22 protein-coding genes and 1 pseudogene are annotated in these 25,017 nt (G+C 69.5%); 11 read left to right on the top strand and 12 right to left on the bottom strand.

Features of this window, described 5'->3' with window-relative positions; all coding sequences use genetic code 11:
- The first annotated feature begins 238 nt into the window (after positions 1-238).
- From STRCI_RS42805 to STRCI_RS42780, 6 genes are all read left to right on the top strand, one after another.
- Positions 239-1,627, top strand: coding sequence for a site-specific integrase (locus STRCI_RS42805; protein WP_269664799.1), 1,389 nt, complete (start codon positions 239-241; stop codon positions 1,625-1,627).
- 74 nt (positions 1,628-1,701) lie between these two features.
- On the top strand, positions 1,702-3,441 hold the full coding sequence (locus STRCI_RS42800) for a hypothetical protein (RefSeq protein ID WP_269664384.1): 1,740 nt from the start codon (positions 1,702-1,704) through the stop codon (positions 3,439-3,441).
- A complete protein-coding gene (locus STRCI_RS42795) occupies positions 3,438-5,516 on the top strand; it encodes a site-specific integrase (RefSeq protein WP_269664383.1) in 2,079 nt (692 codons plus the stop codon). Before STRCI_RS42800 ends, STRCI_RS42795 begins: the two co-directional genes overlap by 4 nt.
- Positions 5,513-5,920, top strand: a complete 408-nt coding sequence (locus STRCI_RS42790; RefSeq protein ID WP_269664382.1) for a hypothetical protein — start codon at positions 5,513-5,515, stop codon at positions 5,918-5,920. Before STRCI_RS42795 ends, STRCI_RS42790 begins: the two co-directional genes overlap by 4 nt.
- Before the next feature lie 340 nt (positions 5,921-6,260).
- On the top strand, positions 6,261-7,328 hold the full coding sequence (locus STRCI_RS42785) for a hypothetical protein (RefSeq protein WP_269664381.1): 1,068 nt from the start codon (positions 6,261-6,263) through the stop codon (positions 7,326-7,328).
- 112 nt (positions 7,329-7,440) lie between these two features.
- Positions 7,441-8,034 carry a hypothetical protein gene (locus STRCI_RS42780; RefSeq protein ID WP_269664380.1) on the top strand — a complete coding sequence of 198 codons (594 nt, stop codon included), beginning with the start codon at positions 7,441-7,443 and terminating at the stop codon, positions 8,032-8,034.
- Here the strand turns inward: STRCI_RS42780 and STRCI_RS42775 are convergent.
- Both STRCI_RS42775 and STRCI_RS42770 read right to left on the bottom strand, forming a co-directional pair.
- Positions 8,031-8,192: a hypothetical protein gene (locus STRCI_RS42775; RefSeq protein ID WP_269664379.1), complete on the bottom strand. Its 162-nt coding sequence runs from the start codon at positions 8,190-8,192 to the stop codon at positions 8,031-8,033. The genes STRCI_RS42780 and STRCI_RS42775 overlap by 4 nt on opposite strands.
- Before the next feature lie 80 nt (positions 8,193-8,272).
- Positions 8,273-8,479, bottom strand: coding sequence for a hypothetical protein (locus STRCI_RS42770; protein WP_269664378.1), 207 nt, complete (start codon positions 8,477-8,479; stop codon positions 8,273-8,275).
- A 16-nt stretch (positions 8,480-8,495) separates the two neighbouring features.
- Between STRCI_RS42770 and STRCI_RS42765 the strand changes: the two genes are divergently transcribed.
- Positions 8,496-9,383 carry an ATP-dependent DNA ligase gene (locus tag STRCI_RS42765; protein WP_269664798.1) on the top strand — a complete coding sequence of 296 codons (888 nt, stop codon included), beginning with the start codon at positions 8,496-8,498 and terminating at the stop codon, positions 9,381-9,383.
- A 119-nt stretch (positions 9,384-9,502) separates the two neighbouring features.
- Here the strand turns inward: STRCI_RS42765 and STRCI_RS42760 are convergent, their stop codons facing one another.
- The 3 genes from STRCI_RS42760 to STRCI_RS42750 form a co-directional block, all read right to left on the bottom strand.
- Positions 9,503-10,795: an amidohydrolase family protein gene (locus tag STRCI_RS42760; RefSeq protein WP_269664377.1), complete on the bottom strand. Its 1,293-nt coding sequence runs from the start codon at positions 10,793-10,795 to the stop codon at positions 9,503-9,505.
- A gap of 84 nt (positions 10,796-10,879) precedes the next feature.
- On the bottom strand, positions 10,880-12,307 hold the full coding sequence (locus STRCI_RS42755) for an amino acid permease (protein WP_418953446.1): 1,428 nt from the start codon (positions 12,305-12,307) through the stop codon (positions 10,880-10,882).
- Between the two features lie 128 nt (positions 12,308-12,435).
- Positions 12,436-13,620, bottom strand: coding sequence for a trans-sulfuration enzyme family protein (locus STRCI_RS42750; protein ID WP_269664376.1), 1,185 nt, complete (start codon positions 13,618-13,620; stop codon positions 12,436-12,438).
- 154 nt (positions 13,621-13,774) lie between these two features.
- Here STRCI_RS42750 and STRCI_RS42745 point away from each other — a divergent pair, with 154 nt between their 5' ends.
- On the top strand, positions 13,775-14,218 hold the full coding sequence (locus STRCI_RS42745; protein WP_269664375.1) for an Lrp/AsnC family transcriptional regulator: 444 nt from the start codon (positions 13,775-13,777) through the stop codon (positions 14,216-14,218).
- A 10-nt stretch (positions 14,219-14,228) separates the two neighbouring features.
- Here STRCI_RS42745 and STRCI_RS42740 read toward each other — a convergent pair whose 3' ends face one another.
- Together STRCI_RS42740 and STRCI_RS42735 are read right to left on the bottom strand one after the other, a co-directional pair.
- The gene (locus tag STRCI_RS42740; protein ID WP_269664374.1) at positions 14,229-15,071 is read right to left on the bottom strand and encodes a PhzF family phenazine biosynthesis protein; all 843 of its coding nucleotides are present in this window, start codon (positions 15,069-15,071) and stop codon (positions 14,229-14,231) included.
- Positions 15,072-15,166: 95 nt separating this feature from the next.
- Positions 15,167-16,786: an amidohydrolase gene (locus STRCI_RS42735; RefSeq protein WP_269664373.1), complete on the bottom strand. Its 1,620-nt coding sequence runs from the start codon at positions 16,784-16,786 to the stop codon at positions 15,167-15,169.
- A 145-nt stretch (positions 16,787-16,931) separates the two neighbouring features.
- Between STRCI_RS42735 and STRCI_RS42730 the strand changes: the two genes are divergently transcribed.
- Positions 16,932-17,900 (top strand): Lrp/AsnC family transcriptional regulator, encoded by a 969-nt coding sequence (locus STRCI_RS42730; protein WP_272591604.1) that lies wholly within the window; start codon positions 16,932-16,934, stop codon positions 17,898-17,900.
- A 292-nt stretch (positions 17,901-18,192) separates the two neighbouring features.
- On the opposite strand, the gene STRCI_RS42725 is transcribed toward STRCI_RS42730, so the two are convergent.
- Positions 18,193-18,432, bottom strand: a complete 240-nt coding sequence (locus tag STRCI_RS42725; protein WP_269664371.1) for a hypothetical protein — start codon at positions 18,430-18,432, stop codon at positions 18,193-18,195.
- 316 nt (positions 18,433-18,748) lie between these two features.
- A complete protein-coding gene (locus STRCI_RS42720; RefSeq protein WP_269664370.1) occupies positions 18,749-19,291 on the bottom strand; it encodes a hypothetical protein in 543 nt (180 codons plus the stop codon).
- A gap of 570 nt (positions 19,292-19,861) precedes the next feature.
- Between STRCI_RS42720 and STRCI_RS42715 the strand changes: the two are divergent.
- Positions 19,862-20,775: pseudogene (locus STRCI_RS42715) on the top strand (replication-relaxation family protein).
- 85 nt (positions 20,776-20,860) lie between these two features.
- Here the strand turns inward: STRCI_RS42715 and STRCI_RS42710 are convergent.
- From STRCI_RS42710 to STRCI_RS42700, 3 genes are all read right to left on the bottom strand, one after another.
- Positions 20,861-21,550, bottom strand: a complete 690-nt coding sequence (locus STRCI_RS42710) for a hypothetical protein (RefSeq protein WP_269664369.1) — start codon at positions 21,548-21,550, stop codon at positions 20,861-20,863.
- Between the two features lie 243 nt (positions 21,551-21,793).
- Complete coding sequence (locus STRCI_RS42705; RefSeq protein ID WP_269664368.1) at positions 21,794-22,135, bottom strand: hypothetical protein; 342 nt, start codon at positions 22,133-22,135, stop codon at positions 21,794-21,796.
- A gap of 1,802 nt (positions 22,136-23,937) precedes the next feature.
- Entirely contained in the window at positions 23,938-24,141 is a 204-nt protein-coding gene (locus STRCI_RS42700; RefSeq protein WP_269664367.1) for a hypothetical protein, read from the bottom strand.
- A gap of 179 nt (positions 24,142-24,320) precedes the next feature.
- On the opposite strand from STRCI_RS42700, the gene STRCI_RS42695 reads away from it, so the two are divergent.
- On the top strand, positions 24,321-25,013 hold the full coding sequence (locus STRCI_RS42695) for a collagen-like triple helix repeat-containing protein (RefSeq protein ID WP_269664366.1): 693 nt from the start codon (positions 24,321-24,323) through the stop codon (positions 25,011-25,013).
- Positions 25,014-25,017 lie beyond the last annotated feature (4 nt).

Genomic DNA, 25,017 nt, shown 5'->3' with positions numbered 1-25,017 from the left:
CCCGCCGTCGGAAATCGTGGACAGAGCCAGCCGGGCACGGTGCTTCCTGTTCTTCGTCCTGCAGGCCGATCAGCACCCTTCATTTATGCGCTGTTGAGCTGTCCACGGGCTATCGTCCAGCGTCATGTCGATCACGGGTTGGCGGGTGCGCTTCACCCGCAGGGACCCGGCGTGGCCACATGAAGCGACGCCGTTCATACGTGAGTTCAGTGCTCTGTTCTCCGGGCTCGATCAGCGATTGGACGATCTGGGCGTGCCCGAGGGGCAGCCGTTCCTGATCAGTCCGGCGGGTCAATACGACGTGGCGTTGAACCGCTACTTCTCGGTGTGGTTGGCGTCGTCTCCGTGGAACACCCAGGCCGCCCATGCCCGGGACCTGCGCACGTACTTCGATTTTCTGTGGTTCGGGCGAGGCCAACGCGACTGGCGCGATGCGTCCATGGATGATCGAGCGGCGTATGAGTGGTGGCGTCGTCGGGACGAGCACGGACCCCGGGTGGAGGACACCAGCTGGGACCGGGAGGTCTCCACGGTCAACCAGTTCTATCTGTGGGCGATTGAGGAGGATCTCGTCCGGGCCAATCCCATCCGCCAGCGCGCGGCTACGGCGTGGTCGCCCTGGGCACGCGGGACCGGTAGCGGCGTAGCGCGAACGGTGCCGGCCGAGGCGTCACACACCGGTGGGCGACGTGAGGTGAAGTGGCTGCCGCCGATGTCGTACCGACTGTGGCGCAATGTCGGGCTGTGCGGGTTCGACGCGACGGAGATGCCGAGGCGAGCGTTTCGCGGACGGTGGGCGGCGCGGAACGTGGCGTACGCCGACTCGATGATCCGTACGGGACTGCGGCTGTGCGAGCACTCGGCGCTGACGGTGTTCGAACTGCCGGAGCTGCCGCCGCCCGGGGCGGGGATCGTCAACGCGCGGGCGATGCTGCCGCACGCGATCTCCAAGGGGAGTTCGGGGCGGGCGGTGTACTGGCCGGTCTCGGTGCTGCGGGACGTACGCGACTACATGGAGTGGGACCGAACCGAGATGCTCGACTACGGCCGCGCGCGCGGCTTCTACACCCCCACGCCCCGGTCGCTGCTGGTGGAGGACCCAGCGGTGCCCAAAGTGCGGATAGGCGGCCGGTGGGTGCCGGTGGCCCGCCTGGACGCAGCCGAGCGGCGCCGACTGCTGGTGGCCACGGTGGGTGGCGGGTGGGAGCCGGCGATGGTGTGGCTGAACCAGTGGGGGCTGCCGATGACGACGTCCGGGTGGAAGCAGGTCTTCGCCGACGCCAACGAGCGATGCCGTGTGCAGGGCGTCGGCGTGGCGGCAACTCCGCACATGCTGCGGCACTCGTACGCGGTGATCACGCTGGAGTTGCTGTGGCGGGGACATCTGCAGGCGCTGGGAGAGATGAACGAGCAGCAGCGGCTGACGTATCAGCGGGTGTTCGGTGATCCGCTGAACTGGGTGCGGATCAGGCTCGGTCACCGGTCGGCGACGACGACGGCGGTTTACCTGCACACCTTGCAGGAGCTGGAGATGCGCACGCGGCTGGAGTTGGTGCCGGAGGGGGCGTGGGAGCCGGCGGGCTTCAGCGAGGAAGGCTGGCTGGAGCGGTCGGCGGTGGACGCGTGATCGAGGGCGGGGCGCGTGCGGGTCGCGGTCGTACCACAGCCGTGCCGGACGGTTTCTACGAGCCTCCTCCCGCAGTGGAGTTCCCCGAGGACGGCGGGGCGCCGGTGGTGCACTTCACCGGTGAGGACGGCCGCGAGTGCGTGTTCCGGTTCGCGGAGCTGCCGCTGCCGGGGATGCACCGGGACTTCGCCCACGCGCTCGGGGTGCGGATCGGGCCCGGCGGCGGGCGCCGCACGCAGCGGGCCGCGAGCGGCCAGTGGCAGACGGTCAAGCGGTTCCTCCTGCTCTTGGGCCAGCTCCCCATGCCGCCGCAGCGCGTGGAGGAGCTGCGGGTGCGCCACTTGGAGCGGTACCTGATGTCGCGGCGGGAGACGTGCCTGGAGACGTCCGCCCGCCGGTCTCTGCAGGATCTGCTGCGGATCGTGCGCGTGCTGCCGGACCAGGACCGACTGGACGGCGCCGTGGTGGACTACGCCGGACAGCCCGGGCACGGCGTGGATGCCCAGCAGGCGGTACGCCCGGGCTACTCGGATCGCGAGTTCCAGGCCGTTATGACCGCGGCCCGCTCGGATGTGGTGGCCATCCGTGACCGCATCGCGGCGGGCGAGGAGCTGCTGCGCCGTTTCCTCGACACCCCCGAGGCTCTGTCGTATACCGATCGGGAGCAGGGCGCGCGGCTGGAGGCGATGGCGCGTACGGGTCGCGTCCAGGTGGATTACCGAGGGCTGGCGGTGGGCGAGTACCCGGCGGCCTGCTACGCGCAGGCGCGGCAGCTGTTTGTGGTCGACCAGGACCTGGCTCCGCTGTTGGTCTACGCGGCCGGGCTGAGCGGCCGTAACCCGGAGACGCTCAAGGAACTGCCCGCCGAGCACCGGCTGATGGAGGAGCGGGCGGTGGCGGTGACGCTGGTCAAACGCCGCCGGGGCAAGGCCAACTCCCGTACGACCGTGCACTGGAGCGTGGATCCTGAACGGCAGTTGAGGACGATGGGCAGCTTCTACCTGCTGCTGCACCGGATGATGGCCCGCAGCCGGGCGCTGTCCGGCACTTCCTCGGTGTGGTCGATCTGGGCGGGCAACGGCCGGGGTGGTGTCCGCCATGCCTCAACCGGCGGGCACCTTGGTCCGTTCGACGCCGAGCTGGCGCGCAAGCTGAAGCTCGGGCAGTGGGCCGAGGGCCACGGCCTGGTCGGCGACGATGGGGCACCGCTGCAGATGATGCTGACCCGGATGAAGAAGACGGCCGAGGCGCGGACGGCCAAGCAGGTGGGCGGGCACCTGCCGTCCGCGCGGCTGACCAACACGGCTGAGACGTCCTTCACGCACTACCTGCGGGCGGATCCATTCATCACCGAGTGGGCTGCCGATGTGCTGACCGAGGCGATCCACGATGCCGAACGGCATGCCCGCGCCGTCGTCGTGCGACTGGGCGGCGCGGACGCGGACGCCGTCTCGAAGCGGTCGCTCGGCCAGGCGGAGGCGGGCGAGCTGGACACGCTCGCCGCCTCGTGCCTGGACATCGAGGACAGCCCGGCCGGCGGCCGGTGCCGCCAGTCGTTTCTGGCCTGCTTCGCCTGCCCCAACGCCCTGGTCCTGGAGCGGCACTTGCCCGCCCTGCTCGCGCTGGCCGACGCGCTGCGCGAGGACCTTGAGCGGCGGGACGTCGATCAGTGGACGGCCCGGCACGGGGTGACCTGGACGGTTTTGACCCGCGACATCCTGCCTCGGTTCAGCCCGGCGCAGCGCGCCGCCGCGGCCCACACCCGGCCGGTTCTCCCGCTGGACCTGCTCGACGGCCCGAAGGAGCTTGCGTGACCAGTCCTGTCGAGATCGCTCCACGGTCCTGGCCGGTGCCCGACCGGGCGCTCGTGCTGGCCGCGCGACCGCTGCGCGCCGAATTCCGGCTGGAGGAGACGTCCCGGTTCGCCGACGACGCGTGGTGGCTGACGCCGGCGTGGCTGCGGGCCGACCGCAAGTCGCTCAAGTTGGACTTCAGCACGGTTCCGTCGCCGTTCGTGGCCACGGCCAAGAGCCTGTTCTACACCCTGCTCACCCAGGACACCCCGCCCGGCGAATTGCCGCTCACCATCCCCAGCATCCGCACCTACTTCAGCTGCGTACGCCGTTTCCTCACCTGGGTTCACGACCGCGGACGCGTCCTCGCCCAGGTGAGCGGAGAGGACCTTGACACCTTCCATCGCGAGCTTGCCGAGCAGCGGTTGTCCCTCGCCTCCACGTACCGCTACCGCCGCGCGGTGCGCATGCTGTGGGCCTACCGCAGCCGGATCCCCGACGCCCTGGTCACCGACCCGCTGCGGCGCCCGGCCTGGCAGGCGTGGGCGCGCGCGAACCCGCGGCGGTTCGGCGAGAACCTCACCGAACGAATCCCTGAGCAGATCATGGGCCCCCTGCTCACGTGGGCGCTGCGCTGGATCGACGACTTCGCCGAGGACGTCCTCGCCGCCCGTGACGAGCGCGCCGCCCTCGACACCCGGACCCCGGCCGACCCCGACGCGGTGTCGGCCCTGGCCGTGCTGCTGGACGGATACCGCCACCGGCGCCAGCCTCTGCCCGCCCTTCCCATCGGCCGGCTGCGCCGCACGGCGCACCCGGCGCCGTGCCTCAGCCACCTGGCCCGGCTGCTGGGCCATGACCGCGACCGGCTGGAGCGCCTGGATGCCGAACGACTGATCGCCGAGGCCGCGCGCGAGGTCGGCGTGGACTCCGACTGCCCCCTTGCCCACCGAGTCCACGGACAGCTGGATGGCCGTCCGTGGCTGGCGGCGATCTCGTACTACGACGTGCCGCGATACGAGCGGCTGCTGCAGGGGGCCTGCTGGATCGTGATCGCCTACCTCTCCGGGATGCGCGACTCCGAGGCCAAACACCTCCAGCGCGGCTGCCTGAGCGTCCAACGCGATCCCGAAGGCCGCGTCTACCGCCACCGCCTGCACAGCCTCGCCTTCAAGGGCGAGGACGCCCACGGCGCGCAGGCCACCTGGATCGTCACCGCCCCGGTCGCTCGGGCCGTCGCCGTTCTCGAACGCTTCCAACCCGCCAACCAGCCCTACCTGTTCGCCCCGCCGCTAACCTCCCGCAGCTACCGCCAGCGCCGCAGCCCTTTCGGCGTGCTGGACAGCAACGCGACCAACACCGACATCACCGACCTGATCAGGTGGATCAACGACTACTGCACCGCACACCAGCGCCCGGATGGCATCCCGCCGGAGCGCGGGCGGGTGCCGCACCTGACCACGCGGCGGTTTCGCCGGACTCTGGCCTGGTTCATCGCCCGCCGCCCCGGCGGCACCATCGCCGGCGCCCTGCAATACCGCCACCAGGGGATCCAGATGTTCGAGGGCTACGCCGGCACCAGCGACTCAGGGTTCCGCGACGAGGTCGAAGCCGAAGAGGCCCTCGCCCGGGGCCAGTTCCTCGCCGAGATGGGCGCCGACGTCGACCGTCCGACACTGGCCGGACCGGCTGGAGCCGAGGCCGGAGCCCGGCTCGCCGAATTCGCCCGCCACACCCTCTTCGACGGCCAGGTCGTCACCGACGAAGCCCGCCTGCGCCGCATCGTGCCACGCCACGACCCGCACCTGTACCCGGGGACCTTCGTCACCTGCGTCTACAACCCCGACCGCGCCCTGTGCCGCGCCCCCGCCGACACCGGCCACCAACCGATCCTGGCCGACTGCCAGCCCCTGGCCTGCCGCAACACCGCCCTCACCCCCGCCAACCACAACGCCCTGGCCGGTCACCTCACTCAGCTGGAGGACGCCCTGGAAGACGGCGCCCGCCTCGCCCCTTACGTCCGCCACCGTCTCCAGGAACAGCACCGTGCCACGGCCGCGTTCCTGGCCCGCCACGATCCGGAGCCCGCCGAGTGAAACGCGCTCTGCCTGACACCGACACCGTCAAGGCCGCCATCGACACCGTCCTGGATGAGGCGTCCGCCAGCGGACGCAGACCGACCGTCACCGCCATTGAGCGGCACCTCGGCATCCCCCACGCCACCTTCCACCGCCACTACGCCGACCTGATCGACACCCACTTCCGGCCCCGAATCCCCGCGGCCCGCAATGAGACGCGCACGGCCCTGCCGAAAACCAACGAACTCAAGGAGGAGAATCTCCGCCGACTACGGCAGGAGAACACCGACCTGCGCCGAACCCTCGCGCTGTACGAGGAGGCCATCCGGCAACTCTCCCTTGAAAACCACGCCCTGCGCGGCGGCGCCACCGTCGTCCCGCTGCCCATGCGCAGCCGGCCCTCCTCACCATCACAGCCCTGATCTGGGCCCTGTCCGGGTCCGCCCAGCGCGCGAGGACCGGCGTCACCGCGTAGATGTGACGGTGTGGCCCTGACACCCCCGATCACGCCGATGCTTGCCGAAGCGCGGCGGCAGCTGCCCCCGGACGAGGCACTGCCGCGGGACTGGGTCGCGGAACAGAAATTATGAGGGGACGTTAGATCTGTCCGTTTGTCCGCCAGGGTGCCGGGCGTCGTGTAACGGCTGGGGTGAGACAACAACCCCGGGACACCAGCACCCCCGGTAAACCCGTTTCAAGGCAAGGGATCTGCCTTCTATCCTGGAGTCTTCGCCTAGCGGCGGAGTCCCTTGGGAGAGCCCCATGAGTTCGGAGCCCACCGCGATGTTCCCCGTGACTGATCCGGGTCGGCACGCAAAGGGGCGCTTGAAGATGCGCACGCTGGCGCTCGACATCTCGCGCATCTGGGAGGCCAGTGCCACGACCTCAACAACCTTGTGCCGCGACCACGGCATGGAGGTGGACACCGAACCCATCGAGATGGAGATCGGCTCGGCGCTGGCGGCCATTCGCACCCTCGACCTTGAGGTGATCCAGCGCAGCCAAGGCCACGACAATCGCGCTGAGGGTTGGCGGCGGTACGAGGCCACGCGAAACGCAGACGTTCAAGGGCGTGCGGTCCGGGGACTCACCCTCCTGCGGAACGCCGATACCCATGCTGCTGGAGTTGTCGAGGTATCACCCGAGGAGGTGTTCGGGGGAACCGCCGGATACCGCGTCTTCCCTTTCTGGAAGTTGTATGACGAGCTGCCCGAGGCCGTTCGTGCGAGCAGTGGGAACGAGGAGGCGTATCGGGAGGCGGTCGGTGGCCGGCTCGTGATCGAGACGTTGCTCGACGCCTTCGCCTTCCTCAACCGGTGCGACCCGACCCTTGCGAGCAGGGACCCGAAGACTGGCGAGCTGGAGTTCTTCCCCCTGAAGCCGTACCCCGGCCCGGTGGGCTACGAGAGGCGTCACCCGGATCAGCCCGGTCGGGCCGAGATCCACCTTGAGGTGCGACGGAGGGCCGAGGCGAAGTCTCCGGCTGGCATTCGGCGGACGATTCAGTACAGCTTCCCGTCCGGGGACTCCACGGTGTACTGCGGGTACACCGACAACGGCTCCCGCGGTCAATGGGCGTTCACGGAGTCGGCTGTCCAGGTGGCGCGCGACGTCCGCAACGGCTTCCCGTACATCGTCGCCACGGCCGACGGGGCACACCGCCGCGTCTCCGCAGGTCCCGACGGGCGGCTCTTCGCGGGCAGTACCGGCCTCGACGCTCTAGCGTTTCCCGCTTCGTCGGTGGATCCAGCCCCCGAGGTGTGGGAAGGCTGGTGGAAGTGGGCCAGCGAGGATGCGTTCCACTACAGGGACCAGCGCCATCTAGGTTGAGCAGTAGCGGAGTTGGTGCCCCGGGGCGCCGTTCCCGCCGGCCAGGGACTCGCGCATCCGCTGGGTCGGAACCCGGTGCATGCGCCCCGGTACTCCGGCCTAGTGTTCACTCGTGAGCCGAAAGAAGAGCGCAAAATACGCTGCCAACGCCTTCAAGAACGAGATCGACCGCATCCTTGAGTTCACCCGGGAGGCCGAGGACGCGAAGCTCACGGACCAGGCGATGACCTGGACGTACGAGCTTGCGTTGGTCAAGACCGCCGTCGCCTTCGAGCACCTGATGCTTGAGTGCATCGTCTGCGCGGTGAACAACGACACCGGGACGATCTCCGCACAGACCGGGATCAACTTCCCCAAGCACCTCACCGACGAGGTGTGCGAGTACCTCGTGACGGGCGGCGGGTACTTCGACTTCAAGGGGCGCGACGGCCTGATCAAGGTCCTCAAGCAGTTCATGCCGCCCGACCACTACCTGACCGTGGCGGTAAAGGACACGAAGTTCAGGGATGCGCTTGACCAGCTCGTGGCCCTGCGGAACTTCGCGGCTCACGAGAGCCCGGCGAGCAAGAAGAAGGTGCTCGAAGCCCTCAAGATCCAGAAGATCGGCAGCGCTGGAGCCTGGGTGAAGCGACAGGACCGTTTCCCGAAGCTTGCCGGGCGGCTGACTGATCTGGCGGACGCGATCAGCGACGCCGCGCCGTACTAGCCCTTCGGGCGAAGTCGCCGGACCCCGATGCTCACCTGCAACTCCCGTTCGAGCTCTTCGTTCCGAACGGTGAGCTGGCGGACGTTCTCGGCGTAGATCTGCACGAGCTTGCGGAGTTCGGTGTTCTCTTGTCGGACCCGGTGCAGGGCCTGGCGCACTGGCTCCTCCGCGTCGTCGGGGGAGCCGGCGGCGGGCTCGTCCTGCGGCCGTGCGGCGCGGGGCCGGAAGTGGTCCGTGATCAGGGATCGGTAGTGCCGGTAGAACGTTGCGTGTCGGTGCCCAGGCGGCGTTCGACCTCGGTGACTGTGGGCGTGTGGCCGGTGCGGGCCGCGTCGGCAAGCACGGCGTCCATGACCGTCCGAACCTCGGCAGGTCCCGCCGGGTGAAGAACACCCGCCATCCCGAGATCGACATGGCATCGGACTCTATCGATGGACATGTTCACAACCGCATAATTCAAGCTGGACGGCTTCAGAGCCATCCTCTTCGCGCGCCCCGGACTCGTCATGCTCCAGTCCCGCCAGGGCGCGGACCTCACCAGTGCCTTCCCTGACATCGCTGGCGCAGCCACCGGCCTGGGTGAGGCGCTCGTTTTAGACGGCGAGCTCGTGGTGCCGTACGAGGGGCGGCTGCACTTCGGCGAGCTGCAGCGCCGTGCGTGCCACCGGTGCCGCAGCGCCGCCCTGGCGGCGGCCGAACGGCCCGCCTATCTGATTGTTTTCGACGTCCTGGAGGCCGGGGGCACCGAGTTGCTCGCCCGGCCGTACCGTGAGCGGCGCGCGATCCTAAAGGACCTCTTTGCCCGCGACGTGCTCGCCGCTCCGTTCACGCTGTGCCCCGCCACCAGCGACCGGCAGGTCGCGCTGGATTGGCTGGACCCGGCCTGGGGCATGGTCGGCATCGAGGGCGTCGTGATCAAGGGCGGCGGGCAGCCGTACCTGCCAGGCAAGCGTGCCTGGATCAAGGTCCGCTCCCATAGGACTGCCGAAGGGCTGATCGGCGGTGTCACCGGCGCCCTGGCTTCGCCGGCCACGCTGTTGCTGGCCCGCTACGACGCCCTCGGGTACCTGCGGCTGATCGCGCGCAGCACGCCCCTTTCCACTGCTACACGCCGCGACCTCGCACTGCGGCTGCACCGGGCTGACTCTGATCACCCCTGGCAGGGACGCCACTTCAGTGTCGGCTGGGGCACCAGCGGCGAGCTGGAGTATCACCCGGTGCGTCCCGATCTGGTGGCCGAGTTCCAGGCCGATACCGCCGTCGACGCGGGCCGTTACCGTCACCCGGTGCGCTTTTTGCGGCTTCGAGAAGACCTCACACCGGGAGACGTGCCGCCGTTCGGCAACTGAGTCCTCGGCACCAGTGCGCCCCGTCAGGAGGAGCGCACTGGTGCGCGCCGCGTCCGCGCAGGTGGCCCCACGGGTGTGGAGGCAAGCGAGACGCAGAGGTCTTCGAACATCGAGTGCGCCTATTCGGCTGTCGGCTGCGGGCGCCAGGTGCCGTCGAGCGGGATGCCGGCGGCGGCCGCGATCCGGTCACGAGACGCGAGCAGCCGGGTCCTCAGGGCCGCCAGGTCCATGTCCACCAGTACACCGTCGCGTTTGACCACCCGGCCGCCGACGAGGACGGTGTCCACCAGGCCCGGGTGGCCGGCGCTGACGACGGTGGCGGCCCGGTCGGTGACCGGGAAGACGGTCAGGTCGTCGGCGCGCAGCAGAATTATGTCGGCGTCCTTGCCGGGCGTGATGCTGCCCGTTCGGGCGCCGAGTCCGCACGAGGCGGCGGCGTCGATGGTGGTGAAGGCAAGCAGGTCGCGGGAGCGCAGGCCGCCGTCCAGACCGCGCTGGACGGCGAAGGCGGTACGCATGGTGGAGAACATGTCGCCACCGGCGGAGGGGACGTCGTCGACGGACAGGGTCGGGCGCAGTCCGGCGGCCAGCGCCCGGCCGGTCATCGGGTTGCCGAAGCCCATCTTCAGCTCGACGTCCGGGCTGATCGACAGCGAGCTCCCCGCGTCGGCGAGCATCCGCAGTTCCTCGTCGCTGAGCCCGTTGCCGTGCACGAAGGTGGTGGTGTCCCGCAGGAGGCCGTGCTCACGCAGATCGGCGACAGCCCCGCTCACGATGTCCACATGCAGGCTGGTGCGCAGGCCGAGTTCGTCCGCCAGCTTCAGCTCGTGGGCGACGGTGTCCATGCCGGTGGCCTCGGGGCCCCGGAGTCCCAAGGCCATGGAGACCGGGCCGTCGTCGCCGAGTTGGGAGCGGACGCGGCGAATGGCGGCGTCGACGGGGTCGGTGGTGCCCCAGCCGGCGCCGAGGCAGAAGATCGACCGTCCCGGCGCGTCGCGCAGCGCGGCGACGGCGGCGTCCTCGTGCTCGGGGGTCTGCGCGACGTGGTACCAGTCCAGCATGGTGGTCACGCCGGAGTGGAGGGCCTCCAGGCGGCCGAGGAGGGTGCCCGCGTAGACGTCCTCGGGCCGGTAGTGGGGTTTGACCGTGCCGTGCATGGCCACCGCCCACTCGGCGAACGTCCAGTCCGCGCCGACGCCTCGGAACGCGGTCTGCCAGGTGTGGCGGTGGTTGTCGACGAAGCCGGGCATGACGATCCGGTCGGTCGCGTCGATCACCTCGGCGTCCGGCGCGTCGATGCGTTCGGCGACCTCGACGATCACGCCGTCCTCGATGAGCACGTCACCGCGGGCGAGATCGCCGACAGCCGAGTCCATGCTGACCACGGTGCCGCCACTGAGCAGGGTTTTCATCGGATGCACTCCTTCACGGACTTCTTCGGATGGGGCGAGATCGTGGTGTGGCGGCCGTAGCGGTGCCGCGCGGCTGGGCGCCGGTCAGGCACGGGCGGTCTGGGCTTTCTGGCGCAGGTAGCCGATGAGGGAGAGGGCCAGGGCCAGGCCGCCGGTGAAGTACAGCTGCACGCGGGTGTCGCCCTCGCGGGCCATGAGGGCCAGGATCGCCAGCACTCCCGCGAGCGCCGCCCAGGTCAGGGCGGGGAAGGCCCACATCTTCACGACCAGCTTCTCGGGCGCCTCCCGCTCCAGCTTCCGGCGCATCCGCAGCTGGGCGGCGGCGATGAAGCCCCACACCACCAGCACGGCCGCGCCGACCATGTTGAGGAGCCAGGTGAAGACGGTCTCCGGCCACCAGTAGCTGAGCAGGACCGCGATGAAGCCGAAGGCAGAGGAGGCGATCACCGCGCGTCGTGGAACTCCGCTGGTGACTGTGCCGAGGGCTTTCGGGCCCTGTCCGCGGGCGATCAGGGAGTAGGCCATGCGGGAGGAGCCGTAGATGTTGGCGTTCATCGCGGACAGCAGGGCGATGAGCACGATGACGTTCATGAGCTGGCCGGCGGCGGGGATGTCGAGGTGGTCGAGGACCGCCACGTACGGGCCGCTGGTGGTGACGGTGGGGTCGTTCCAGGGGATCAGCGTGACGATGACCAGCATGGACCCGACGTAGAAGACGCCGATCCGCCACATCGCAGTGCGCACGGCTCTGGCGACGCCGCGGACGGGGTTTTCGGACTCGGCGGCGGCGATGGTGACCGTCTCCAGGCCGCCGTAGGCGAAGACCGAGGTGAGCAGGCCGATGACCAGGCCGTTCGTACCGTGGGGCAGGAAGCCGCCGTCCCCGGTGAGGTTTGCTGTGCCCGGGGCGTGCGTGCCGGGCAGGATGCCGAAGATCGCAAGGCCGCCCAGGACCAGGAAGAGGGAGATCGCGCCGACCTTCAGTGCCGCGAACCAGAACTCGAACTCACCGAAGTTGCGGACCGCCGCGAGGTTCGTGCCGCAGAACGTGGTCATGAACAGCAGGACCCACATCCAGGACGGGGTGCCCGGGAACCAGCCGGTCATGATGCCCGCGGCGCCGATCGCCTCGGCGCCGACGCCCACGCACAGCAGCGTCCAGAACATCCAACCGGCCGTGAAGCCCGCCCACGGCCCGATCGCCCGTTCGGCGTGCACCGAGAAGGACCCGGAGGCCGGGTTGGCAGCCGACATCTCGCCGAGCATGCGCATCACCAGCATGACGAGCACGCCGGACAGTGCATAGGCGAGGACGATCGACGGTCCGGCCGCCGCGACGCCGGCGCCGGAGCCGACGAACAGGCCCGCGCCGATGACCCCGCCGAGGGCGATCATCGACAGGTGACGCTGCTTGAGCCCGCGCGCGAGCGGGGCACCGCCGCCGGGTGCGTCACCCTCGGATTCGTGGGCGAACGCAGCGTCGGCGAGGCCGCGGTTTTGCAGGTGGGACATGGACATGCACCTCTTCGTTGAGCTGCTGGACTCTCAAGGGCCGGTTGCGGCCGGACCCGCACCGGTCACGAGTGGAGGCACGGGCAGGTGGCGTCGCCGAGGCACGCGGTCGACGCACTGGTGGTGGTTCAGGCGCTTTCCGTCGTGGTGTGGACGGCGTCGGCGGCGGCGAGCGCGTCGGCCACCAGGTCGGCGGTGTCCTCGGTGCCTGCGGCCAGCCGGACCAGACCGAGCGGAACGGCCTCGGCGATCTGGTCCTCGCTGAGCATGCCGCGCCACATGGACGCCGGGTGCACGGCCAGGGATTCCACGCCGCCGAGGCTGGCCGAGCGCAGGGAGTAGCGCAGTTTGCCGAGGAAGGCGTCGGCAGTCTCGAAGCCGCCGGTGAATTCGATGCCGAGCACGCCGCCGAAGCCGCTCATCTGGTCGGCGGCCAGCTTGTGCTGCGGGTGGGTCGGCAGGCCGGGGTAGTGCACCCGGGCCACGGCCGGATGCTCGCTGAGGGCTTCGGCGAGGGCCAGGCCGTTGGCGTTGTGCCGGGGCACGCGCAGGGGCAGGGTGCGGATGCCGCGCAGGAGCAGCCAGGCGTCGATGGGGCCGAGGGTCGCGCCGGTGAGCAGGCCGACGTCCCAGATGCGGTTCAGGAGTTCGGCGGGTCCGGCGATCACTCCGGCGGAGACGTCGGAGTGGCCGTTGAGGTACTTGGTCGCGCTGTGCCAGACCAGGTCGATGCCGAGGTCCGCGGGCCGCTGATTGAGCGGGGTGGCGAAGGTGTTGTCCGCCATGGTCAGCACGTTGTTCGCCCGGGCCAGGTCCGCGACGGCGCGCAGGTCGGTGATCTGCAGCAGCGGGTTGCTCGGCGTCTCGACCAGGATCAGGCGGGTCTGGGGGGTCAGGGCCTTGGCGAACGCTTCCGGGTCGGTCTGGTCGACCTGGGTGGTGGACACGCCAAGGCGCGGGAGCAGGTTCATCAGGACCGAGCCGGTGCCGCCGTAGGTGGACTTCTGCCCGATGACGTGGTCGCCGGCGGAGACCAGGGCGAGGACGGCGGTGGTGAGCGAGGCCATCCCGGACGCGGTGACCATGGCCGCCTCGGTGCCCTCCAGCTCCGCGACGACGGCCGCCACCTGGGCGTGGTTGGGGTTGCCGAAGCGGGTGTAGAAGTCCTTGCCGCGCGGTTCGACGGCGCCGCGTGCGAACGTCTCGCCGTCCTCGGCCCAGAACGTCGCCGTCTGGTAGATGGGCGGAGCCACCGCGCGAGTGGGATGGATCCCGCGATCGGCGTGGACGGTGATGGTGCTCTTGCCTGGCATGGCCTGCCCCTCAATGGACGTCGGTTGCGACGCCATGAAGCGTGGCCGACCATCAGCCGAATGTGAGCCGATCATGGCAACTTTGGCAGCAAATTGCGCTTACTGAGGGCGCATGATTGTGGTACTCGATTGTGCGGCGCAATAATCTGCCGCCATGGATGAGGTGGACCGGGCGATTCTCGCCGTGCTTGAACAGAACGGCCGGATCAGTAACAACGAGCTGGCCGCCCGGGTCGGGCTGTCGCCGTCACCCTGCCTGCGGCGCGTGCGCCAGCTGGAGGACGCCGGGGTCATCCGCGGCTACCGAGCGCTGATCGACCCCGCGGCGGTGGGCCGCAGTCTGCGGGTGTTCGCCGGGGTGCGTTTGATGCGGCACACCAGGGCGGACGTGGTCGCGTTCGAGCGTGGGATCACCCAGCTGCCCGAGGTGGTCGCCTGCCACCACATCACGGGCAACTTCGACTACCTGCTCCAGGTCGAGGTCGCCGACCTGCCGGCCTACGAGGACTTCCACGCCAACCAGCTGGCCGCCCTGCCCGGCGTGGCCACGGTGACCAGCTACGTCACCATGAAGACGTTGTCCCCTGATCGCCCATGAGGTGTGGCGGTCAGAGGGTGATGGTGCCGCGGATGCAGATGACGGCGGCGCCGCTGACCCAGACCGTGCCGTCCGGATCGGCGGTGACTTCGATCCTCGCGGCCCGTCCCACCCTCGCGCCCTGGGAGACCCGGTAGGCGGAGGGGGCGGCGCCGGTGGAGGTGAGCCACTGGCCGACGGCGGCGTTCATGCTGCCGCACGCGGGGTCCTCGGGCACGCCAGCGCCCGGAGCGAACGTACGCAGCTCGAAGGCGTACCCGGATCCCTCGGCACAGGCGCCGATCGCGCCGACCATCGCGTCCGGGATCAGGGTCAGATCGGGTTCGAGGGCGAGGACCTCCTCGGCGGTGGCCAGCTGGAGCACGGCCCAGCCGGGCCCGTTGTCGACCCACTGATGAGCCACGACCCGCTCCCGCGTGATGCCGAACGCGGCCACGACCTGCTTCAGATAGTCCTCGTCGAGTACGCCGGTACGGATGCGGGGCGGGGCGGCAAAGGACAAGGTGTCTTTGCCGCGGCGCACGGTGACCAGGCCGGCCGCGCACTCCTGCACGATCCGGTCAGCGTGCTGCGGGGTGCCGCCGCCCTCCAGCCAGGCACGCGCGGAGCCGAGGGTGGGGTGCCCGGCGAACGGCAGCTCGCCTCCCGGGGTGAAGATCCGCAGCCGGTAGTCCGCCTCCCGGACGGTGGGCGGCAGGACGAACGTGGTCTCGGACAGATTCGTCCAGCGGGCCAGTTGCTGCATCTCCTCATCGGTCAGGTCCGTCCCGTCCAGGACGACCGCGACCGGATTGCCGGAGTAGGGGCTCGTGGCGAACACGTCGACCTGCACGAACTCTCGGGTACGCGGCATGGTCATCGACACCTTTCGGGAGCGGCCGTCATGAGGTCCATCTCAACGGCCGCTCGCGCCACCGGGACAGAGCCAGTCCCGGCTGAGTGGACTGATTACCGGCTGCCGGTCGGGGTGACCAGGAGGCCGCCGACGAAGGTGTGGCTGGGGCTGAGGTCACGCAGAGCCTCGCCGGCACAGTGGGCGGGGTCCTGGTCCCAGACGGTGAGGTCGGCGAGGCGGCCGGGGGTGAGGGTGCCGCGCAGGTGCGCTTCGCCGGTCAGGCGAGCGGCGCCCGCGGTGTGCAGGGCGAGGGCCTCGTCGTAGGTGATGGCGTGCTCAGGGCCCTTGATGCCGATGACGGTCTGCCGGGTGGTCATGCCCCAGATGGAGCGCATCGCGCCGAACTGGCCGACGGGGAAGTCGGATCCGGCGCTGACCTGGGCGCCCAGGTCGATCCAGCCGCGGGCCGGGAACAGCCGGGCGACCCGTTCCGGGCCCCAGAAGCCCTCCTCGACCTCGGCGGTGTCGTGCAGCAGCGGCTGCTGGATGGTGACGGGGATGCCCAACGCGACGGCGCGGGCCTGCTGTTCGGGACCGGCCAGGCCGCCGTGCTCCATCACCAGCGTGCCGGCGGCCAGCCCGGGATTACGCTCAAGGACGCGCTCGTAGACGTCCAGCAGGGTGCGCACCGCGCGGTCGCCGTAGGCGTGGGTGCCGACCCTCCAGCCGCGCCGGACCACGGCCTCGACGGCCTCGACCAGCGCGTCCGGATCCCAGGTCAGCATGCCGGAGAAGGAGTGGTCGCAGGCGTACGGTTCCTCGGTGGCCCCGGCCTCCAGGCCGCCGTCGAGGCCGAACTTCGCCCCCCACACCGACAGCCACGGGTCGCCGTTGTCCCGCCACTCCTCCATGACGTCGAGCAGGTCCTCCACCTGCGCGGCGCTGGTCAGTCCGAGGGCCGAGATCAGCGCCCGCACCCGGGTGCTGAGCACCCCCGCCTCGCGGGCGGCCAGCAGCACCGCGTAGTCCTCGGGGGTGACCGCGCAGTCGCGTATGGTCCCGATGCCTGTGGCGGCGTAGTCGCGGGTGGCCAGGCGCAGTCCGTCGATGCGCTCGGCCCGGTCCGGGGCCGGGACCAGGTGCTCCACCAGGTGCAGGGCGTTGTCGATCAGCCGGCCGTCGAGCTTGCCGTCGGCGTCGCGGCCGATGGTGCCGCCCGGTGGTACGGGGGTGTCCTCGGTGATGCCCGCCAGCCGCAGCGTGTAAGTGTTGACGACGTCGTTGTGGCCGCCTCGCTTGACGAGGACCGGGTGCCGGTCGGTGGCCGTGTCGAGTTCGGCCGCGGTGGGCATGCGGCGCTCGGCCAGGTTGAGTTCCTGCCAGTTGGTGGTGGTGCGGATCCACTCGCCCTCGGGGGTGACGGCGGCCCGCTGCCGGATCAGCTCCAGGAACTCGGGGATGTTGCGGGCCCGGTGGACGGGCACGTCGTGGGCACCGAGCGCCGCGAAGATCAGATGGGTGTGGGTGTCGTCGAAGGCCGGCAGCACGGTGGCACCGGGCAGGTCATGAACCTGCGTGTCCGCGCTCACCAGGTGATCGAGGCCGTGGCGGTCGGCGGACACGGCGGCGATGCGGTCGCCGCGCACGGCCACTGCCCTCTGCACCGCCTGACCGGACACCAGGGTGTGCACCGCCCTGGCGCGGATCAGCAGGTCGGCTCCGTGATCAGTCATCGTCTTCTCCCTCATCTCGCAGGTGCCGGATCCCGAACCAGCCGTTCGGCGACGAGACCTTTGTAGGAGCGATGCGGGACTTCACCGCCAAGCTGACGGCTCCTGCGCAGAAAGTACGCCAGCACTGGGGCCTATCATGCGGATCATGCGACAGGTGCTCGATGGAACCGACCGGCGGATCGCGGCCGCTCTGGTCGCCTCGCCGCGTGCCTCCTGGCGGGAGGTGGCCCGCTGCCTGGGGCTGTCCGAGCGCACTGTCGTACGCCGGGTCGCCCTGCTGTACGCCGACGGCACCCTGCGCGCCACCGTCGTACGTAACCCGGCACGCTTCCCGCATCTGATCCCCATCGCCCTGCGCATCCGCTGCAGACCCAACAAGATCCGGCAGGTCGCCCAGGCGCTGGCCCGCCGCACCGACACCGTCTGGGTCGACATCCTCGGCGGCGGCGACGAGATCTCCACGATCTTCTTCCTGGAAGGTCCGGAAGCCCGCAACAACCTGCTGCTGCGCGACCTGCCCGCCACCGACGCCGTCGGCACCTGGACCTCTCACACCCTGCTGCGCGTCTTCCCCACCGCGTTCCGCTGGACGGCCGGCCTCCTCTCACCCGCAGAACTGGCCGAACTCGCCCCCGACCCCGCGCCCTCGACGGTCTCGGCACCGTCGTACACGCCTGTCGACGTTGACACCGCGCTGATCGCCGGGCTGACCGAGGACGGCCGGGCCACCTTCACGGACCTGGCCCGCCGCGCCGGCACCACCGCCCTCACCGCCCGCCGACGGCTCGAAGCCCTCATAAAAGGTCAGGTGCTGCGCCTGGCCACCGAGCTCGATCTCGCACTGCTCGGCGCCAAGACCGAGGCACTGCTGTGGATCTCGGTACGGCCGGGTGCGCTGCAGGAGACCGCGCAGACCCTGAGCACCCACCCCCACGTCCGGTTCTGCGCCGCCACCACCGGGCCCGCCAACCTGGTCGTCGCCGTCGCCGCCGAGAACCTCGACGCCCTGTACACCTTCCTCACCGACGCCGTCGGCCCCTTGGAAGCTGTCACCGCCATCGACACCACCCCGTTGCTGGCGACCGTCAAACGCACGGGCCTGATCCGGCACTGACGAAGTGTGAACTCACTGTCCGATCGGCCGCATCCGGTTGGGGACCGCCTACAGAGACCTCCCAGCGGGCCGTGGCACTGGACAACGGACAACAACAAACCCTGTCCATAACGGATACTCCCACCACCCCGTCACCGGAATCAGGACCCACCCGCTGACCGGTCTCACTTCCCACCCATAGAGCGGTGTGGCGGCTCAGAGGCTCAACTGGCTCCGGCATCAAGGAAGTTCGCAGGAAAGCGGAACGAGCGGAGTACCATTCAGTGTCGGGGATGCAGCCATGGAAACGGCCTCAATAGCAACCCTGGCTACGGGTGTCGCTGCCGCGATCGCCGCGCTCATCGGGTATCTGATAACGCATCACAGCCACCGCCGCGACCAGGCTGCAAAAATGTATGCGGATGCGCTCCAAACGATTGCCGAGTACCAAGAGCTTCCCTACCTCATTCGACATCGGCCAGGCACCAGCGCGGAGACGCGAGCCAACCTTATTCAACGACAGGCAGACGTCTTCGCTCGACTCATCCGTCACCAGGCGGTGCTTGACCTGGAGTCACCCCTAGTGGGTGAGGCGTACCGCACCCTTTTTGAACGTACCCACCAAGAGTGCCGCCGCTATCGAATGGCTGCCTGGGCTGCCACTCCCATCGAGGAGGACGGGCAGGTTCCAAACCTAGGCGCCAACTATCCATACGACAACGCACTCGAGCTTGAGCACTGTCTCACGTCGATGCGTCGCGAGCTGGCCCCGTGGTCGTTCTTAACGAATCGTCTCACACGCCGAGATCATCGTGCTCTGCGCTCCCGGCGGCCCCTGCCCCCTCAATCGCCACCATGAGCCTGACGCCTCACTCTTCGGGGGTCGAACGTGATCCAGCCACATGTGTCGACAGGTAGCCCCGATGCCTGAGTGAAGCAACACCAGGTGGAAGCGTCGATGCTTCAGGACCAAGCAGGTCTTCCCGCACGCAGCTGATGAACGTCAGCATGAGGTCGGTCCAGCGAGGCCTATCGAACTGCCTGCCACGCCACGCGACGTCCTCGATCGCCGCAATCAGGTCGTCGGCCGCGGTGACGACCCGGGGAGCCCCAATGTGCAGCAGCGGGATGAAGGCCAGGTGGACCTCGTCACGCGCTTCCCGCACCTTGCCGAGGTAGTCCTCAGCGGCAGAAGTCGAGTCACCCGCCACGACGCCCCGGGCTCTGCCCGCCTCAAGGTGGAAAGCCATGTATGCCTGGCGTTTGTCGGCATGAAGTCGGTAACCATCCTCACGCTCGTACTCCTCACACCTGACCCGGCGCGCTTCACGCGCCTGCCATCGATGTCCGATGAGCGAACCTGCGATGGCGATGAAGCCTCCCAGAGCAGCCAGCGCCAAAGAACTGATCACGTTGTACGACTACCCCGCACTCATGATCAGCACCAGGGATCGCAGACAGACACGACCCCGACCAAGCAACATCAGGACAGACCCCCACACACGGCACGGGAACAACACCCGTGAACACCCTCCCAGAGCCGGGCCACGCAACCCCAACCACCGCCCCGACCACGACCACGGCATACGGGCGTTCCCGGGTCGTGACCCCGGCCGGGGTCACGACGACCGGGCCCTCACGGCCGGACGGCGGGCGGTCAGGGTTTGAGGACTGCCTCCCACCCATGACCCCTCCCACACCAGACGTCCCCCCACCAAGCCGCCCCCAACCCCCGCCGGACGCCTGCGCCTGCGCCTGCGCCTGCGCCTGCGCCTGCGCCTGCGCCTGCAGATCCTCACCGCACTCGCCGGGCACCGCCTCAGCCTCACCCGGCCACGGCCCGAGTGAGGCCGGGATGTGAAGAAGCACCCTGACCACTGCCGCGAGCTTCTCCTGCCGAGCCCCGATCGCGAGTTCTCATGCCCCGCGGTACAGCCGCGTGGTCGGGGGCCGGGTCGGGGACGGCGGGTTGGCTCCCCTCCATGACCCGTCCCCCACCAGATGCTGCAGCAGCCGAGCCGGCCCCCAGCCCCGCCGAACCCCTGCGCCTGCAGATCCTCACCGCACCCGCCCTGCACCGCATGGCCACCACCGGCCAGCTCCGCCAGATGCTGCGCCCCGACAACTCCCGCCAACTCATCTCCCGCGTCCTCAACAGACTGCGCTGCACAGGCCTCGTCGGCCTCACCCCGCTGCCGGAATCCGGCCGGTCCCGAACGCACGCCTGGTACCTCACCCCCGAAGGAGCACGCCTCACCCGCGACCTCCCCCTCCTGCGGGGCGTCCGCCGTACCCCATCACCTCGACCACCGCCGCGTCACTGAAAACCCCGCACACACTCACCGTCGTCCGCACCCACCTATCCTTCGCCGCCGACGCCCGCCGGCTCGGGCACGAACACGGCCCCTTCGACTGGACCCCCGAAGTGGCCCACCCCATCGGCGAGGGCGAGCGGCTCGTCGCCGACGCCGTCATGCACTACACCCTCATCACCAGCGAACACCGGCAGAAACTGCGCGCGTTCATCGAAGTCGACCGCACCACCATGAGCAGCGAACGCCTCGCCGTGAAACTCATCGACTACGCAAGGCTGTTCCACCATGAAGCGCAGCCCGCCGGCCGCCGCCGAGCCGTCTCCAACGGCCCGGCCTGGCTGCGCTGGTACCCCCTCTTCCCCCGCGTCCTCTTCGTCCTCACCGGCGCCTCCCGGACCCGACTCACCAACCGGATCAGCGACCTGAAGGCGATGGCCGCCCACCACCCCCTCGTCGCCGCCCTCGCCCGCGAAGTACCGCTCGCAGCCGCCATCCTCGAAGACACCGAGGAACACGGGCCATCCGGGCCGGTGTGGACACCCCTCATCGGCGGTGAACCCCGTTCATGGACCGACCTGTAGCCACCCCGCCCATGCCGGCCAGGAGACCCAAGGCCAGCAGTCCTTGAAAACCAGCCCCGCCGCAGTGACAACAGGAAAAGGGCGGTCACCTCGCCTTGCGCCGGCGGCGCCGCTGCGCCGGGACGTGCCGCCGCGTTGGGCACGGCCCCGCGGTGCCCGCATACCTCTGATGTGCAGGTGGACCGGACGCGGAAGGCGTAACCAACGAACGCCTGATGCCTGCCTCGGCAAGGCTTACTCTGGGCACCGCTCCCCGCTCCGGTACCAGCGCCTCCAGCGGACTGGTAAGGCTGGGCGCCGGCTTGACCAAGGGCTGCCGCCTGTCTGCCACGCCCAGCACCCACGCGCCCAGCATCCGCGGCTCAAAGATGCATTCCAACGGCCTGAACCTGTGAGCCCCGTCGAGGAGGACGTAGACGGGCTCAGGCTGGCGGGCTGTGCGGTACTTGTGCAGCGCGCCGTAAGAGCCGGGATCGGAACGGCAACGGTAGTTGATGAAGACGAAGGGCAGCCGCTTGCCGGTGCCCAGGGGCGTCGCGGCATAGACAGTGGCGGCCTCAGTCAGACGGCGCAGACGGCGCTGCATGAAGGCGAAGAACCAGCCCTGCTCGCGCCTGGGGGCGGGCAGTTGGGGAACCTGGTCATAGGCGCGCAGCAGGTAGCCTCGCGTCTTCGCGGCGCATGCGGGCTGGTGCTGTGCTGCGGTGAGGGCCGGCGACTTCGCCGCTTTGCAGCGGTGCCGGTAGGCAGCCTGTTTGCCGGGGTCGCTGCACAAGCGCCGGGCACGGCCGGTGGCGCGCTGGACGAGCGGCGGGGATGTACATCCGGCACTCCCGCACCGGTGCACCGGTACTCCCTTGCGGCCTTCCCACCACAGCCAGGAGAACCTCGGCCCGCCCGCTGAGCGGAACTCCTCAAGCAGCGCAGGCCCGTACTGGGAGGTCTTGATTGCTGGTCGGGGGCTGTCAGGACCGCGAAGTGCCCGGAGCATCCGGCGCCTGATGCATCCGGACACCGACTACGTGCGCTCACCGCCCTCCGGTACCTCGTCGAGACGGTCCATGTTGCGCTCGATGAGCCCCCAGTACTCCCCCTCCTTTCCCGGAACCTTGATGCGCACCGCTCCACAGCGCAGGAGCAGCCTGCGCAGCTCCTCGTCCCCGTACCCCGGCACATGAAACTGGATCTTCGAAAATAGGCGCCTGCGGTACTTCCTGTGCTTCAGCAGCAGCACCAGAGCAGCCTCCACCCGGAACTCCGTGCGCAACTTCAGATTCCGCTCGACATACACCGTCACCGCAGCGCTCAGAATTCCAGCACAAACCCCACTGACCAGCGCAATCACAATCTCTTCCGACATGACGGCACGGTAAGCGGCTACGGCACCCCCACCCAGCGGCCCACAACACCGCCGCACCACATCCACCGAAATAGCCCACCAGCCGCCCCCATGACGCCCCGTCAGCCCCCCGGCCGAAGACGGATCACTTTCCGCACCTCACGGCACCCCCATGCACGGAGGCAGACACCCCCTCCAAGCCGTCCGTGACCGGCAGCCGGGCCGCACGAACACGAGCCCGGCACCAGCAGACGTCACAGCCCCGCACAAGACACCACGCCGACCATGCCCCCGACCACCGCCCCCACCACGCCAGCTCAGACAACGTCGCCGCTGCGCAGGTGACGTCCGGCTGCGCAGCCCAGCCCATCTGCGCCGTCCAGCCCGTGCGCGCCTGTGCAGACACAGACCACAGTGCGCAGGCCCCGCCCTGCTGCACGGCACAACAGCCTCACCCAGTCATCACGCCACCCTGTGCGCAGCACCCGCACACGGCATGGGCCGGCACCCTGACGCAGGACCGGCCAGGAGGCACCCACCGCCTCCACCACAAGCCCGACCACAGGACTGCCCACGACCATCAGGGCGTACGCAGCCACCGCGCCTGACGCCTCCTGCACAGGTACGGCTTCTTGTCAGGTCAGCAGGCGCCGAAGGCGATGGCGGCCCGGGCCAGAGCGCTGGCGCAGGTGGCACGGTCCAGGCGGGCGGGCTTGCCCGCGCCGACGGCAGCCGGCCAGCACCCCTCGCGTCATTCCTGCGGGATGTGACGCTCCGCATGTTCGATCTCATGTGCGGATCCTTGAGCCGGAACTTGCCCGGCCGGCGTGGCGTCTGACACGCCGTAGAACGGGGACATTGGTCTTTCACAGCCAGTGAAGTACCCCCCTCCCGCCGACCCCAGGCGGTGGTGCTCTGCCATGAGCGCCAGCTTTGTCTCTCCCAGAGATGGGAGGGGCGAAGACGAGAGGCTGAATACAGTGTCGATCACCGAGCTCATCGAGGCCCTGTCAGCAGCTTCACCCTGGATCCCCGTGATCCGGCTGACGGCACAAGGACTGTCGGCATGGCTGCGGCGCGGCGACGGCAGCACCCAGACCGCACGTGTCCGGGACTCTCTCCATGACGAGGAGGAAGAGAACGGGGGCAACAAATGCCCCCGATGCCGTGAGGGCTGAAACCCCCTCACCGTCAAACAGGCCCATCGATGAGACAACCAGGAACACCTGTGGGCCCCACCCGGGGCCCACAGGCCCCGCCACCGGCCAGCCCCAGCCCCCAAGGCCGCGGGGAACAGGCCTCGACCGGCCCCGACAGCCCCATACCCGGCAACCAACCCCCGCGAGCACGGGAACCAGGACAAGCCCGCACACACGGAGACGCACGCCACGGGACCATCCCCGCAGATGCTGGGAGCAGTTCACGGATGCCCCCGGCCAGCTCCTCACCGCGGGACCATCCCCGCGGGCGCGCGGAGCACATATCCCCTCCCCTTGGCGGCCGCGATGTCCCCAGGGTGGACGGGGATGACCGCATGACGGGTTCTCGGATCAGTCCAAGTCTTCCCACGTCCACGGGGCAGCGGCGCTTCCATAAGGCACCGTGCTCAGCACAAGATGCTCCTCGCCGGCTCGCGGCCGGCAAGAGCGGTGACGGCAGTGAGTGACGGCAACGCAGCCAGACAACGGCAGTCAGCAGCTGACCCTGTGCAGGGTCGTCGCCCGGGACGTCAGGAGACCATCCACGATTCACCCACCAGTACAAAGCCCCCGCCGGTCTTGGCGGGGGCCTTCGACATCCGCATCCGACATCAACGGAGACGATCAGGAGCGGCTATGCCGCCCCCGCAACAGCCGGTCCATGTGCCCGGCCGCCTCGCGGGCCACCGCTTCGGCGAGGGCCGCCGGAGACGAACGGGCGGTCCATGATCCCGGGCGGCTCAGTGAGCTCTGCTCGGCGGCGCGGCCCCGGGTGGTGCATACGGTGAAAGCAGGCGACGCGGCGCCCGGCAGGCGCGGCCGCGCCATGCGCACCAGGTGGGCGAATGCGACGGTCCGGGCCTGCTGGCGCCCTGACGGATTACTCCGGCTTACTGATAATCGCCGCGTGTCGACCAGCCGTGACGATCTATCAGCTGCCCACGGGACAGGCTCGCCGTTGGGTTCGGACGTTACATCCCCAGCCGATCGCGACAAGGAGCACCCACATGAGTCCCGACAACAGGACAGACACCCGACTGGGACCCCTGCCCCGCCGCGTCAGGTGGAGGGGCAGCGGCACGATCGCCTCCCTCACACTGGTCCTGGCCGCGGGAATGGCCAGTCCGGTCACGGCCGTGGCCCAGGCCATGAGCGAACACGTCAGCGCAACGAGCAGTACGGGCGGCGCAGGCGACAAGTGCAAGCACCAGTCCCACCACGGCGGCAAAGACACCTGCCACAAGGGACCCAAGGGCGCCACCGGCGCGACAGGAGCAAAGGGCCCCACAGGCCCGACAGGAGCGGCCGGTGAGGACGGCGCCACAGGCCCGACAGGAGCGGCCGGTGAGGACGGCACGGCCGGGCTCACCGGAGCCACAGGAGCGACCGGCGCCACAGGAGCCACGGGAGCGACCGGCGCCACGGGAGCTACGGGAGTGAACGGGGTCGCCGGGTATCAAGTCGTCATCGAAAGCAACCTTCCCGTCGCCGCAGGAGGAGTCGCCCAGGAAGTCGTGGACTGCCCAGAGGGCAAGAAGGCCATCGGAGGCGGCTTCTTCGGGTTCGTCCCCGAAGTGGTGGCGTTCAGATCGTTCCCCCAAGGAGCGGACTTCGAGGCCTGGATCGTCGTCGTCAAGAACACAGGCAGCGGAGCCAGCGCCTTCGACGCCTACGCCATCTGCGCAGACGTCGACGGATGACCCC

Origin of the sequence: Streptomyces cinnabarinus, assembly GCF_027270315.1 — a bacterium.
GTDB classification, from domain to species: Bacteria; Actinomycetota; Actinomycetes; order Streptomycetales; family Streptomycetaceae; genus Streptomyces; species Streptomyces cinnabarinus.
Note: the sequence above shows the minus strand (reverse complement) of the source record. Positions and strands in the feature narration are given on the sequence as shown.

Coding starts and splice junctions, on each gene's coding strand:
- STRCI_RS42695 (WP_269664366.1), top strand. CDS start 24,321: ATGAGTCCCGACAACAGGACAGACACCCGACTGGGACCCCTGCCCCGC.
- STRCI_RS42785 (WP_269664381.1), top strand. CDS start 6,261: ATGAGTTCGGAGCCCACCGCGATGTTCCCCGTGACTGATCCGGGTCGG.
- STRCI_RS42700 (WP_269664367.1), bottom strand. CDS start 24,141: ATGGCGCGGCCGCGCCTGCCGGGCGCCGCGTCGCCTGCTTTCACCGTA.
- STRCI_RS42735 (WP_269664373.1), bottom strand. CDS start 16,786: ATGACTGATCACGGAGCCGACCTGCTGATCCGCGCCAGGGCGGTGCAC.
- STRCI_RS42745 (WP_269664375.1), top strand. CDS start 13,775: ATGGATGAGGTGGACCGGGCGATTCTCGCCGTGCTTGAACAGAACGGC.
- STRCI_RS42760 (WP_269664377.1), bottom strand. CDS start 10,795: ATGAAAACCCTGCTCAGTGGCGGCACCGTGGTCAGCATGGACTCGGCT.
- STRCI_RS42730 (WP_272591604.1), top strand. CDS start 16,932: ATGCGACAGGTGCTCGATGGAACCGACCGGCGGATCGCGGCCGCTCTG.
- STRCI_RS42755 (WP_418953446.1), bottom strand. CDS start 12,307: ATGTCCCACCTGCAAAACCGCGGCCTCGCCGACGCTGCGTTCGCCCAC.
- STRCI_RS42740 (WP_269664374.1), bottom strand. CDS start 15,071: ATGCCGCGTACCCGAGAGTTCGTGCAGGTCGACGTGTTCGCCACGAGC.
- STRCI_RS42750 (WP_269664376.1), bottom strand. CDS start 13,620: ATGCCAGGCAAGAGCACCATCACCGTCCACGCCGATCGCGGGATCCAT.
- STRCI_RS42705 (WP_269664368.1), bottom strand. CDS start 22,135: ATGTCGGAAGAGATTGTGATTGCGCTGGTCAGTGGGGTTTGTGCTGGA.